Below are 13,176 nucleotides of genomic sequence, written 5' to 3' on the forward strand. Positions count from 1 at the left end.
AAAATTCATGAAGCCATTAAAAGTTGTCACCCTTGGCGGTGGTTCGGGTTACACGCCAGAACTGATAGACGGATTTATTAAACGACACGCCGAACTTCCGGTGAGTGAATACTGGCTGGTGGATATTGAAACCGGCCGTGAAAAGCTGGAGATCGTCGGCAAACTAGCGCAACGAATGGTGAAAAAAGCGGGTATCGCCATGACGGTGCATCTCACCACCAACCGCCAGCAGGCGCTGAAAGATGCCGATTTTGTTACCACGCAAATTCGCGTCGGCCAGCTTGCGGCACGCATTCAGGATGAAAAAATCCCACTGATTTATGGTGTTCTCGGGCAGGAAACCACCGGGCCAGGCGGGTTTATGAAGGCGCAGCGCACCATTCCGGTATTGCTGGAAATCTGCAAAGAGATGGAAACCCTGTGCCCGGATGCGTGGCTGATTAATTTCACCAATCCCGCCGGAATTGTCACCGAGGCCATTGAAAAGCATAGCAAGATTAAGTCGCTGGGGATTTGCAGCGGCGCAAACAGCATGATGATGGATATCGCGAAAGCTTACGGCGTAGGGCGCGAGGCCATTGATGCCCGCATTATGGGGCTGAACCATTTAATTTTTGCCGACCGTATTACGCTGCATGGCGAAGAAATTACTGCCGACTTTATTGAGAAATTAGCGCAGGGCGTAAGTGATAACAAATTAAAAAATATCCCCGACATCGGTCTGCCTGCTGAATTTATCCGCGCGCTGAAGTTCTATCCGCTCTCATATTTAAAGTATTTCTACCTCAATAAAGAGATGGTCGAACACGAACTCGAAGCGTTGCGAAACGGCGGCACGCGTGGCGAGCGTTCACTACAAATCGAAAAAACACTGTTTGATATCTATCGCAACCCGCATCTTTGTGAAAAGCCGCCGGAACTCTCCAGCCGTGGTGGCGCGTATTATTCCGATACCGCCTGCTCGATTATTAGCGCGTTGTATAACAATAAAAAAGAAGTGCATGTCGTTAACACGGCTAATCGCGGCACCACACCAGATTTGCCTGATGACGCGGTCATTGAAACCAATGCGGTGATCGATAAACAGGGTGCTCGCCCTCTGGCTTACGGGCGTTTGCCGTCGCGCATTCGCGGGCTAATTCAGAGTGTAAAAGCTTTTGAAGAATTAACCATCGAAGCGGCAATGACCGGAGATCGTCACACCGCATTATTGGCGTTGGCGGCGCATCCTCTGGTGCCATCTGTCGAAATCGCCGGGAACATTCTCAAAGACTATTTGGCAGCGAACCGCGATTTTTTACCACAATACACGGATGAATAACGCAAAAGGGATATTCCATGCAAAGCTTCCTGGAAAACAAATTTATACCCGTTTTAATGAAGATAGGCAATAACGTCATTTTGGTGGCGATACGCAACGGTATCGCTTTCACACTACCGTTTATTATTGCCGGCAGCCTGTTCTTAATTGTCGCTAATTTACCTATTCCCGGCTGGAGTGAATTTCTTGGCCCGTATGCGAACAAACTCAGCGTGCCGGTGCAGGCAACCTTTGGCATCATCGGGTTAATTGCTGCCATTGGTATCAGCTATAACCTGGCGAAGCAATATCAACTTGATGGCCTGAGCTGTTGCTGTATTACCGTCGCGGTATTTGTTCTCGCGCAGTTGGATGGCGATTATAAAATTAACGTCGATAACTTTGGTGCAGCCGGGCTGTTTTCAGCCATTATCCTGTCGATATTCACGGTTTATACGGTGCGGTTTTTTATCACTCACAAAATCTATATTCGTATGCCAGAAGGTGTCCCGCCCGCCGTGCTGCAATCTTTTATCAGCCTGGTTCCGGCGGTAGTTTGCCTGACGATTGTGTGGTTTGTGCGCGTGATTCTGAATTTCGATATTAATGCATTCTTTTCGCTATTACTCAGCCCGCTGGTCTATGGCCTGGACACGCTGCCGGGAATGTTAGTGTTGGTCGCGCTGATTTCATTATTATGGAGTTGCGGTATTCACGGTACTAACGTGCTTTCGGGGATCACCAGCCCCATCTTTTTAAAATTCATTGCAGAAAATACCCAGGCGTATCTCAGCGGCCAGCCGGTTCCACATATTACCGCCGAAGGGTTTTATAACTTCTTTATTTGCGCGGGGGGATCGGGTGCCACTATGGGCCTGGTGTTAGCAATGTTGTTGTCGAAAAGTCGTTATTACAAATCTATTGGTCGCGTCTCTTTTGGCCCGTCTATTTTCTGCATCAACGAGCCGGTGATATTTGGTGTGCCGATGGTACTCAACCCGATCATGATGTTCCCGCTAATTGTCGCGCCATTAGTCATTTGTACCTGCTCTTATCTGTTGATGGATTTTGGCATTATCGGCAGGCCGGTATTCCAAATTCCCTGGACGATGCCGCCGATTCTTAACGCTTATTTCGCCACGGGCGGGAACATTCCAGCGGCAATTTGGTCTGGCTGTATGATTATTGTTTCAACAATTATCTACTATCCGTTCTTCCGAATAATGGAAGTCAAACAGTTGGCGATTGAAGCTCGGGAAGCGCAGTTATTGGCTGAGGTGGTACACTAACGGCCCGATGATGACGCAAAGATTTGAATCCCTATGGCTGCGCGATATATAGAAATTAAAAACAGTATTCAAAAAGATATCCTCAGCCATCGCTATCAGGTTGGTGAGAAAATCCCCTCGGAAAGAGAGCTGGCCGCGCAGTATGGTGTCACGCGCGTGACGCTGCAAAAAGCAATGCATGTGCTTGAACAAGAGGGGTTTATCGAGCGAATCCATGGCAAAGGGATGTTCGTCACGAAAGTGATTGAAGATAACGTCTATATGCTCAACAACGGCACTGGCGATTCTATTTTAGGTTTTTCCCGCGAGTTTGGTCAGCAGGCGAAAATCTCAAGTCGGTTGGTGACGCATAAAATCATTCCCGTACCACAAACGGTGGCGTCGCAACTGGAATTGGATGCACAACAGGATGTCCATTTTATCCGCCGCATCCGTTTCATTGACGACGTGCCAGTGTTGGTTGAAGACTCGTGGATAAACAGCGAAATTATCGCCACCATCCCGCAAGCAGTACTTGAGCAGAAATCACTGTATCAGTACATCGAAGAAGTCACGGGCAAAAAGATTAAGTTTTATAACTCGGTGATTGAAGGTGATTTATTTAATGACGAGTTGGCGGCTTTGCTTTCTATTTCACCCGGCCTGCCGATGCTGAAAGTCTCCGGCGTGACGAAACTTGAAGACGGCAAAGCGTTCAACTTTTCATGTAGCTACAACCGCGCCGACAAATTCAAAATTAAAAATAGCTGGGTGGGGAAGTAAGGTTTTCCCTCGACCTTCCCACCTTTCTATTCAAAGCACCGCGCCATCCAGCGCCTTATGAATCACCCCGGAAAGCTCCTTCACATCGAATTTGGCGACATAACCATTCGCGCCCACTTTGCGCACGTGATCTTCGTTGGCGCTACCTGATAGAGACGAGTGAATCACCACAGGAATCTGCTTTAACACGATATCCGATTTGATATTACGGGTCAGGGTGAAGCCATCCATTTCCGGCATTTCAATATCTGTTAGCACCATACCAATACGATCGGTGATCGGCTGGCCAGCGGCTTTAGCTTCTGCGGCAATCACTTTGATTTTCTCCCACGCTTCAAGCCCCGTGGAATGCATCATCACCGGAATACCCATGCCTTTCAGGCCTTGCTCAAGCATCTGGCGGGCGACTTTTGAATCTTCGGCAACAATCGCGACAGCACCCGGTTTCAGAGGGTTTGTGTTCCCTTCGATGGCCGCCATATCGACTTTGCGCCCGGAAGGAATAATGTCGTAAAGAATCTGTTCAACATCGAGTACCAGCGCCAGCTCGCCTTTGTATTCGTCGCTATTGAGTGAAGCGATACTGGTGATATTGCGGCTACTCACACCAGATTCGGCAGCGTGAACCTGGCTCCAGTCGAGGCGGATAATATTTTCTACCGACTCCACCGCAAATGCCTGCGTGCTACGGGCGTATTCGGTAATTAAAAGAAGATTGAGGCCAGTTTTTGGCGTGCAGCCGGTAACGGCGGGCAGGTCGATAACCGGGATAAATTGGTCACGAATATTTGCCATGCCCAACAGCGGTGACATCATCCCTGCAGCGCGATTAATTTTCGGCATTGGCACAATTTCGCGCAGTTTAAACACGTTGATGCCATACAGCTCTGATTTTCCGCCGTGCTGGCCTTCCCCTAAGCGGAACAACAACAGCTCAAACTTGTTGGATAACGCCAGGTTAGCCCTTTCATCAATATCTTTTTGAAAACTATCCATTTAAACCTCTGGTTGTAACCCGGCGGGTCATCGTTGCCCCGTTCCCTGTTTAAGTTATCGGCAGATGGAATAAAAAGTGCAGTCTGTTTGGATGAAGAAAATCCCCCTTTGCTTCACTCGGCGCGTTGCCCTACTATTAACGCCTTGTAGGGACGAGACAAAAAAATGAAAAAGCCGCTAACAATCAAGGATATTGCAGAACTGGCCAATGTATCTATTGCGACAGTTTCCCGTGTTCTGAATAACAACAGCTGGGTGGCGGATAAAACTCGCGCCAGGGTTGAAAAGGTTATTCAGGAGCAGCAATTCAGCCCCAATTTGTTGGCGCGCGGTATGATTTCCAAAAAGACACAGACGCTGGCGATTGTCGTTTCCGATATCAGTAACCCATATTTTGTGATGCTGGTTGCTCAAATCGAAAATGAGAGTTTACGGGCGGGATATAAAGTCACACTCTACGATACTCAATCAGCTAATAAATCCTCATCACAGAGTGAAATTATTCCTGAAGAAAATATTTTTAACTCGATTACTGATAGCCAAATTGATGGAGTTATTATTCTTGGTGGGAATATTGATTATAATAATGTGCCAGACTCTTATTCCCATGAGTTGAAGAAACTTTGTGCGGCCATTCCGGTTATTGTTGTTGGGCGGCAATTAGGCGGTGTAGATTATTCTTGTGTAGAGCGCGATCAGTCTGGGTGTGTTGCACTTGCAACTAATCATCTGATAAGTAAGGGCTATAAAAGCATCGGGTTCATTGGTGGCTCGAAAAGTGTTTATATCACCAAGCAACGCATAGATTCATTTAAAAACACGCTTCAGCAAGCTAATATAATGGTTGATGATAGTCACATTGTATTAAATAACTTCTACTTACAACATGGCTATGAAGCGGTAGATAAGTTGCTCTCGCAAAGTGAAAAATTGCCCGAAGCTATTGTGGCGATTAATGACCATGTGGCAAAAGGTGCAATTCGGGCATTAAAAGATAAAAATATTTCTGTGCCTGAAGATATTGCTATTGTCAGCTGTGAGTATTTCCCCGGTAGTGAATATTTCATTCCACGAATTACCACGGTGAACCATCACAATGAACTCATCGGTAAAACAGTGATGCAAGTTTTAATGACATTGCTGAAAGATACGAGTGAATCTGTAGTGCCTGAAAAAATCCAGCTGAGCCTGATACCAGGCGAGTCCTGCTAGCTCTCTCTTAGCATTTCAGTATTTCTGACGGCTCCAAAACCCCCGTACACGATATTTTTTGATCCCCACCACAATTGCTGAAAAGTGGATTGACAACCCCACGCGTGCTCCTCTAGCCTAAAACCTGAAAACGTTTTCAGGTTTTGATTTCAGGAGGGCCAATGAAGCCGACAATGATGACTTACATTCACGAAGAGCAAGCTACACTTTCAGCAATGCTTGATCGTTATCCGCATGATCTACCAGCGATTAAAGGAAAGAGCACGTGGTTGGTTCTAGCTACTGGTTCAAGTATAAACGCCATCAAAAGCGCGAAATACTATGTTGAAAACCTGGCGAACGTGCGCGTTACCGTGGAGGAGCCGTTCCACTTCCAGCACTACGAAAAAATGGATACCGCGACCGATCTGGTGCTTGGCGTATCGCAAAGTGGCGAAAGCACATCCACCATCAATGCGATAAAACACATTCGTAAAAGTTTCCCGGTGGTGACGTACGGTTTAACCAGCAAACTGTTAAGCGAACTGGCGAAAACTGTCGATCACGCCATCGATATTGAAATTGGTGAAGAGCGCGTGGGTTACGTCACTAAAGGTTATGTGGCGACTATTTTTAAATTCATGTTGCTGGGTCTTTATACCGCGCGTTGCAATGGTTTAATCACTGAAACGCAGGAAGCCGAAGAGTTAGTGAAATTAGCCATAGCAGTAAAATCTATCCCACAGATTATTGATACAACTGAAGTCTTTTTCGAAAAATGGAAAGATGAGCTAACTGCCTCCCCAAGATTTACGGCAATTGGCTATGGCCCGAGTGTGGGTGTGATTAAAGAAATGGAAACCAAGTTTGCAGAAACTATTCGCGTGCCATCGCAAGGGGTAGAACTGGAAGCCTTTATGCATGGCCCTTATTTCGAAGTGAACGGCAATCATAGGATGTTTTTCCTCGACACGCCTGGAGAAGCGCGTGAGCGTTTATTACTTCTGAAAGCTTATGAGCAAAAATATACCGATTATATTTACACCGTTAAATTAGGCGAAAGTAGCGATGAAAGAACGCTCGCCATTAATGATGAGGTAGATATATTTATCGCCCCGTTACTGATGGTTATTCCTTTCCAGATTCTGGCGCACCATATCGCTGAAGCGAAAGGTAATAACTTGCCACAGCGTATTTTTACCGATTTTGGTATTTCTGTTAAGAGTAAAACAAAACCTGGCGATTACGCCTAATTATTCTTTGATTACTAATTTACCCTACAACGTTGCCCGATACTTTATCGGGTAATAAATACAGCGCAAACCTTGAAACTAAGGAAATACCATGACGACATATAGTCAGCTTGCCCAACAAATAATTAAACATGTTGGTGAGCCTGGGAATATTGAACATATTACTCATTGCGCAACACGCTTACGTTTTACATTAAAAGATAAAAATAAAGTGAACCCGGAAGCGTTATATGGTCTTCCTGAAGTCGTGAAATTAGTGGATAGCCCGAGTCAATTCCAGATAGTCATTGGCCCGAAAGTCGATCAGGTATGTTCAGCGATTAAAGAGCAGCTCGGTGAACAAACGCCTGTAGCTGAAGAAACAACTGCGCAAGGCTCATGGGCAAGCCGCTTGCTGGCTACACTTTCCGCTATTTTCACGCCTTACATCGGTGTGCTGGCGGGGGTCGGTGTCGTAAAAGGGATTGTGGTATTGCTGCAGACAATGAACCTGGTGGATACGCATTCTTACGTGTTCACCGTGTTTAACGCGCTGTCGAGCGGTGTGTTTGTGATGTTGCCGTTGTTTATTGCAGTTACGGCATCTGAACGTTTTAAAACGAATAAATTTACCGCGCTGGCACTGACTGCGGCGATGATTTTCCCTTTAACCGAACCAAGTGTTCCCGGTGCATTCCATATTATGGGACTTGCGCTGAACGTTAAGATTTATGGTGGCGCGGTTATCCCTGCTGTATTTGCCGTGTTGTTCCTGAGCTATGTGGAACGCTGGCTGAAGAAGATAATCCCGGAGCTGGCTGCATTTGTATTTGTGCCTTGTTTATCGCTCATCATCTGCGGATTTGTGGTGTTCACCTTAATTGGCCCGATTGCGGATTACGTTGGGGTCGGTATTGCTAACGGATATGCATGGCTTTATGGCCTCAGCCCGGTCATTTCTGGCGCACTGCTGGCAGGTATCGGCCAGCTGTTTGTGGTGTTCGGTGTGCACTGGGGCATCATCCCGCTGGCGCTAATCAATATTCAGGTTAACGGTTATGACACCATTATGGCGATGTTCATGTCGGCGGTAATGGGGCAGTTTGGCGCGGCATTCGGCGCAATCTTTATTGCCCGCAACCTCAAGGACAAACAGATCGCGATTTCTGCCTCAATTTCTGCCTTCTTCGGTATTACTGAACCGGCGCTGTATGGCGTGAATCTGAAATACAGAATGTTATTTGTGTTCGGTTGTATTGGTGCCGCGTTGGGCGGTGGCATTACCGGTTTGCTGGGCGTTAAAACTTACAGCTTCCTGCCAGTGCTTAATGTGTTCGAGTTAGGTCTCTTCAGCGGCCCAGACTCAAAAATGATTTATGAAGTGTTTGCGATAATCGTCGCATTTACTGTCCCTGCGGTTCTGACAATTATTTATGGTAAGACGCGCAAACTCGTGGCTTCACCTGCTTCTTGATTGCTCCCTAAGCCCTCTGGAACGCAGAGGGCTTAATCGGCTAATGAAAGCAACATTCGGGTTAGTCTCCAAATTCTTCACTCAGCCATGCAAGGAGACCAGCGGTGTCTATCGGCTGTCGGTGGTCCACAGTGAAAACTGGTCCAAGTGACATCGGCTCTGCGTTATCCGCAAGTTTTACCAGCTCTGGCAGATATTCTTCCCCTGGGTGCCCGTGGCGTCTTACGCCAAGCCGCTGCGCATAGCGTTCGGCGGCAAGGTTACCTGGGATATGATTCCACACCTCCAGAACCCGGGTGACACCTGCCTGCTCAAGATAGCGTTCAAGCGCCCCTTTCGGCTGGAAGCCGAACCATGCATCAATAATAAAGACGCATTGCTCCGGGCTGTCGGCGACAATCGACCAGATCACTTCATAGGCGGCATTTCCCAGACGGCGATTGAATGGGCGATCAATTTCATCGAACTGAGCCATAAAAGGCTCTTTTATGCCATCGATGGTCAGTAGCGGTAGTGCAAAATGTTCGGACAATAAGCGGGAGATCGTGCTTTTGCCTGACGCGGGTACGCCGTTCACAAGTACGACCGTTTTGCCCCGTGTTCGCGTGGTCTGGCTCATAATATTGCGATCACCTCTTCCTTGCCTTTTGCCCGACGCAGTTTTGCCATGACATCGTCATCGCCCAACAAATTCACTATCGCGCGGATACCTTCTTCGATATGCCCATTGCTGTCGCAGGCGGCAAACATAATCACGATATCGGCCTTTTCGCTGTCGGCAAAGGCGATGGGTTCCTCAAGCAAAACCAGACTGAAGCCATTTTTTATCACCCCACATTCGGGGCGAGCGTGGGGCATGGCGACGCCCTCTTCAAAAACGTAATACGCACCATGCTCAAGGGTGTTATTAATTACTGCCTGGTAGTAGGAGGGCAGGATATAGCCATTATCAACCAGCGGCTGAGCCGCAAGTCTAATCACCTTTTTCCAGTCCGTTTCGCGCACGCCAACTTGTATTGCCTGCGCTTCAATTAATAACTCTTTAATGGCCATGAGTTCTCCCTAAATACTCTTACGAATAATATTTCTCAGCTCATCAATTTTGACAAATAAAGCATCGATATGCTGACGGTGTGTTTTACTCTTCGCAAAAACTTGTAACGCCTGGTTATAGCGCAACATTAATGCTTTTTGTGTTTCGCCATTATTTGGGTTTTCCGTCAACGTATTTTCCAGAGCAGTTAATTCAGTTTCAAGTTGCACGGCTTGAATGTCATATTGCGCCGTATCCGAATTATTACCGTGAAAAAATTTTTTCAAAGATCCAAACATAGCTAGCTCCCGCCCGACGGTTGCCACGCAACCAGGGTTACAATGAAGAGTAGAGGATAACGCCTGCTTTATTTAAATAATGCGATCTTTTCGATTAATACAGCAGCGACTGCATCATTTGCTGGTATTAAAAATTTGCGCACGCTGTCATTCACTTTTCCTTTCTCAAAGGTTTCTTTGCAGTGCCCAACCCATTGCACGTTCATTTCAGTACCGACGTTGACCTTATCAATGCCCCCGGAGACGGCGCGGCGCATATCTTCATCGCTGACACCTGTGCCACCGTGCAGAACCAGCGGGGTTTTGGTCACTTCGCTGATATCCGCCAGGCGTTGATGCTGAATTTTCGCTTTGCCGGTATATAGGCCGTGTACTGTACCGACGGACACCGCCAGCATATCCACCCCGGTTTCATCAACGAAACGTTTAGCGTCTTCGGTGGTGGTAAAGCAGATATCTTCCATGGCGACCGCTTTGCCATCTTCTGAGCCGCCAATCGCTCCCAGTTCTGCTTCTACTGAGATATTACGCGGGCGGGCAATATCAATAACCTTACGTGTATTCGCAATATTATCCGCCATGTCCAGATGGGAACCGTCATACATTACTGAACTAAACCCTGCATCGATGGCTGTTTTAATGGACTCAATATCTGAGCAGTGATCCAAATGCAAGCAGGTTGGTATTTGCTGGCTTTCGGATAAAGAACGAATTGAATCGACTAATAAACGATAACCTAAATATTCCGCAGTCCCGGTAGAAATTTGAATCATTAACGGGCTATTGGTTGCTTTGGCAGCTTTAAAATAAGCGGGCAGCATTTCAAGGCAATGCAAATTAAATGAACCTACCGCTTTAAATTTACGCTCTTTGGCTACCTGTAATAAATCTGGGAAGTTATACAGACTCATGTGCTTTTTCCTCTTGAGGTTTGGTTGATTTGCCATTCACGAACCAGGCGATAAGCGCTACGAACAGGATGAATAAGCCGACAAACGTCCAGTTATTCTGGAATACATGTCCCAAAATTAGGCCGCTACTGATCACATCAGAATCACTGAAAGTCACACCGGTAAAGCCGTAGCTTTCAAGCATTGGCACCAGGATGGCAGGAAGGAAGGTAATAAACAGGCCGTGCACCACACCGCCGATGATTGCGCCGCGTCTGCCGCCCATTGCGTTACCGAAAATCCCTGCTGTGCCGCCAGCAAAGAAGTTGGTCAACAAGCCGGGCAGAATCATCGCCAGGCCAAACATTGGGAAGACAATCATGCCGATGATGGAGCCGACAGTTGTGGCAAGGAAACCAACAATCACGGCATTGGGGGCGTAAGGGAACAGAACCGGGCAGTCCAGCGCAGGTTTGGCATCAGGCACGATACGCATCGCAATACCACGGAACGCAGGTACCAACTCGTTAAGCAGTAGCCGCACACCGCTATAGAGTACGAATACCCCGGCAACAAACTGAATCGCCTGCATAAAGGCAAACATCAGGTAATTCACGCCGTGAGAGTATTGGCCGATATATTCCGGGCCAGCCGCCAGCGCCGGGATGAGGTACATAGGGATCATCACCACGGCCATCGAAAGGTAAGTATCTTGCAAGAATTTGAAGTTATCCGGCAGCACCAGATCTTCGGTAGATTTAGAACCTTTGCCGACAACCTTCGCCACCGCAGCCTGCACCAGATAACCAATAGTGCAGAAGTGACCCAGAGCTACATCGTCAGAACCGGTAATACGGCGCACTACGGGTTGAGCGAGAGCAGGCATCAACACAGCCATAATTCCACCGAAGATCCCACCAGTAAGAATCAACGGCAGCCCAGTCAGCCCGGCTTTATAGCCGATCACTGCACCAATCGTTGCCATCCAAAGCAGTGCTTGCCCAGTGAGAAAGATGTATTTAAACGGCGTGATACGGGCAATGATGATGTTGACGATAAATATCACCATTAGCGTGAGTGCCACTTCGGAACCCAGTTCGCGGTTTGCAAGGCCGGCAATAGCTGCCACATCGGTGATGTAGCCTTTCATGCCAAAGCCGTGGGTGAAGATATCGTTCAAGAAAGTCAGGGTATCTACAATAATGTTGATACCCGCCATCATGATTAAAAAACCAAGCAGCGTTTTAAACGTCCCTTCCGCGACTTTACCCTTTGATTTTTTTTGCAGCAAAAGACCGAGCATGGCAATAAAGGCAATCAATATTGATGCCTGTCCTAGCAGGTCTTTAACAATAAAGTTAATGATGCTATTCATGGTCGTATACCTTCACATTGCGATCTTTTAAAAAGGCGACAATCTTTTGTTCGATTTCGTCTTTATCCGTGAGGCGGTGCAGCACAATGACGCGTTTAATTTCCTCTTCACTGGCATCGGCAGTTAAAATATCGGCGAACGTTTTTTGCGTTAAAATAATGTCAGATTTAAAGGCCCCCGCTTCTGATACGGTGGTGTGATCAATTTCTGCCGGAATCTGAAGTTTTTTAAGTACGGCAGTTGCAGCCATTTCAATGGCGAAACTGGAACCTAAACCGCAGCCACATACACAAAGAATTTTAAGCATTGAAAGTCTCCTCAAATAATATTGAGCTGCTTCGCTAATTTATAATGATGCCCTTCGGTGTCGACGAGGCGTTTTTGCATACTGATTAAATCTATAGGGATCGGTTTGTTACTCGAATTAATAATAATGGCTTTATTTCTCATACCGGACTGGATACAACGAACGACTTCACCTGCCATAATAGTGCCCTGATAGATTTCCTCGCAGGTAGGGTCACCGTTACGCAGGCTATAACCAATAATTGACTTACGAATACGTACGCCAATTTTTGGTTCAAGCTGTTTAATCATGGTGTCAATTGCCCCTTGGAAACCGGGGGAATACTCTTTGGTATAACCTTCAGAGCACAGGATCACGACGCTATTTTGTGTCTCAAGTCGTGCGCTAATCTTATGTGCCAGTTCGCTTAACGACTGCTGGCACTCGGGGATGAGCGCAAAATCAGCATTGCTTTTAATCGCCGATTGCAGCGTTAATTCACCGCAGTAGCCGCCCAACAGTTCAACCATAAAAACACGCCCTGGCAAAGCACGGCCTGTATTACGCAGCTTGGCGACTTCTTTAATCACTTGTTCACATGCAGTTGAAAAACCGATGGTGTAATCACTACCGTAAACATCATTGTCGATGGTCATACCGACACCGAAACAATTCACACCATATTCACTGAGGTTATTCAAAAATTGTAATGAGCCATCACCACCGGCCATAATAAGCACATCGATATGCAGGGTTTTTAACTGTTTTGCGATAGTTTCATATTCGCTACCCTTTAATTTACGGTTGGTGCGACCCGAAGACATAATAGGAATGGATGCTACGGAAAAATCCACTAAATCACGGATGGAAATATCCTGGTGGCTATTCTGCAATAGACCTGGAATACCACCGTTAAACAAAACGATTTCTGCTTGAGCCAGTCGGGAAACCTGAAAAACAAAGTTATTTATCCCCGTGACATCACCGCCGCTAATTACCATGCCGATTCTCATGACACTTATCTCGTCTGTTTTCCTTGCAGACATTTT

The 13,176-nt window shown here is 46.9% G+C and carries 14 protein-coding genes; 6 read left to right on the plus strand and 8 right to left on the minus strand.

The window, feature by feature from the left end; genetic code table 11:
* The first annotated feature begins 7 nt into the window (after positions 1 to 7).
* Genes AC0IXI_RS01445 through AC0IXI_RS01455 form a run of 3 tightly spaced genes read left to right on the plus strand, consistent with a single transcriptional unit; the run spans position 8 to position 3,351 of the window.
* Positions 8 to 1,321 carry a 6-phospho-beta-glucosidase gene (locus tag AC0IXI_RS01445; protein ID WP_471681843.1) on the plus strand — a complete coding sequence of 438 codons (1,314 nt, stop codon included), beginning with the start codon at positions 8 to 10 and terminating at the stop codon, positions 1,319 to 1,321.
* A 17-nt stretch (positions 1,322 to 1,338) separates the two neighbouring features.
* Positions 1,339 to 2,589 (plus strand): PTS sugar transporter subunit IIC, encoded by a 1,251-nt coding sequence (locus AC0IXI_RS01450; protein ID WP_413499522.1) that lies wholly within the window; start codon positions 1,339 to 1,341, stop codon positions 2,587 to 2,589.
* Positions 2,590 to 2,622: 33 nt separating this feature from the next.
* The gene (locus AC0IXI_RS01455) at positions 2,623 to 3,351 is read left to right on the plus strand and encodes a GntR family transcriptional regulator (RefSeq protein WP_134185732.1); all 729 of its coding nucleotides are present in this window, start codon (positions 2,623 to 2,625) and stop codon (positions 3,349 to 3,351) included.
* Positions 3,352 to 3,381: 30 nt separating this feature from the next.
* On the opposite strand, the gene AC0IXI_RS01460 is transcribed toward AC0IXI_RS01455, so the two are convergent.
* The gene (locus AC0IXI_RS01460) at positions 3,382 to 4,347 is read right to left on the minus strand and encodes a chemotaxis protein (RefSeq protein WP_413499523.1); all 966 of its coding nucleotides are present in this window, start codon (positions 4,345 to 4,347) and stop codon (positions 3,382 to 3,384) included.
* Positions 4,348 to 4,512: 165 nt separating this feature from the next.
* On the opposite strand from AC0IXI_RS01460, the gene AC0IXI_RS01465 reads away from it, so the two are divergent.
* From AC0IXI_RS01465 to AC0IXI_RS01475, 3 genes are all read left to right on the plus strand, one after another.
* Positions 4,513 to 5,559 carry a LacI family DNA-binding transcriptional regulator gene (locus AC0IXI_RS01465; protein ID WP_422569583.1) on the plus strand — a complete coding sequence of 349 codons (1,047 nt, stop codon included), beginning with the start codon at positions 4,513 to 4,515 and terminating at the stop codon, positions 5,557 to 5,559.
* 161 nt (positions 5,560 to 5,720) lie between these two features.
* Positions 5,721 to 6,791 carry an SIS domain-containing protein gene (locus tag AC0IXI_RS01470; protein WP_471681844.1) on the plus strand — a complete coding sequence of 357 codons (1,071 nt, stop codon included), beginning with the start codon at positions 5,721 to 5,723 and terminating at the stop codon, positions 6,789 to 6,791.
* A gap of 91 nt (positions 6,792 to 6,882) precedes the next feature.
* Positions 6,883 to 8,244, plus strand: coding sequence for a PTS transporter subunit EIIC (locus tag AC0IXI_RS01475; RefSeq protein WP_424222325.1), 1,362 nt, complete (start codon positions 6,883 to 6,885; stop codon positions 8,242 to 8,244).
* A gap of 61 nt (positions 8,245 to 8,305) precedes the next feature.
* Here the strand turns inward: AC0IXI_RS01475 and AC0IXI_RS01480 are convergent, their stop codons facing one another.
* The 7 genes from AC0IXI_RS01480 to AC0IXI_RS01510 all read right to left on the minus strand — a co-directional run bounded on the left by AC0IXI_RS01480 (position 8,306) and on the right by AC0IXI_RS01510 (position 13,140).
* A complete protein-coding gene (locus AC0IXI_RS01480) occupies positions 8,306 to 8,863 on the minus strand; it encodes a P-loop nucleotide/nucleoside kinase family protein (RefSeq protein WP_471681845.1) in 558 nt (185 codons plus the stop codon).
* On the minus strand, positions 8,860 to 9,297 hold the full coding sequence (locus tag AC0IXI_RS01485) for a PTS sugar transporter subunit IIA (RefSeq protein ID WP_134185720.1): 438 nt from the start codon (positions 9,295 to 9,297) through the stop codon (positions 8,860 to 8,862). The genes AC0IXI_RS01480 and AC0IXI_RS01485 overlap by 4 nt, the downstream gene beginning before the upstream one ends.
* 9 nt (positions 9,298 to 9,306) lie before the next feature.
* Complete coding sequence (locus AC0IXI_RS01490; protein WP_413499526.1) at positions 9,307 to 9,576, minus strand: hypothetical protein; 270 nt, start codon at positions 9,574 to 9,576, stop codon at positions 9,307 to 9,309.
* A 68-nt stretch (positions 9,577 to 9,644) separates the two neighbouring features.
* Positions 9,645 to 10,487, minus strand: coding sequence for a class II fructose-bisphosphate aldolase (locus AC0IXI_RS01495; RefSeq protein WP_424222323.1), 843 nt, complete (start codon positions 10,485 to 10,487; stop codon positions 9,645 to 9,647).
* The gene (locus AC0IXI_RS01500) at positions 10,474 to 11,841 is read right to left on the minus strand and encodes a PTS sugar transporter subunit IIC (protein WP_064561195.1); all 1,368 of its coding nucleotides are present in this window, start codon (positions 11,839 to 11,841) and stop codon (positions 10,474 to 10,476) included. Before AC0IXI_RS01500 ends, AC0IXI_RS01495 begins: the two co-directional genes overlap by 14 nt.
* The gene (locus AC0IXI_RS01505; protein WP_134185714.1) at positions 11,834 to 12,148 is read right to left on the minus strand and encodes a PTS sugar transporter subunit IIB; all 315 of its coding nucleotides are present in this window, start codon (positions 12,146 to 12,148) and stop codon (positions 11,834 to 11,836) included. The genes AC0IXI_RS01500 and AC0IXI_RS01505 overlap by 8 nt, the downstream gene beginning before the upstream one ends.
* A gap of 11 nt (positions 12,149 to 12,159) precedes the next feature.
* Positions 12,160 to 13,140: a 6-phosphofructokinase gene (locus AC0IXI_RS01510; protein ID WP_413499562.1), complete on the minus strand. Its 981-nt coding sequence runs from the start codon at positions 13,138 to 13,140 to the stop codon at positions 12,160 to 12,162.
* Positions 13,141 to 13,176 lie beyond the last annotated feature (36 nt).

Source organism: Buttiauxella sp. AC038 (assembly GCF_979253565.1).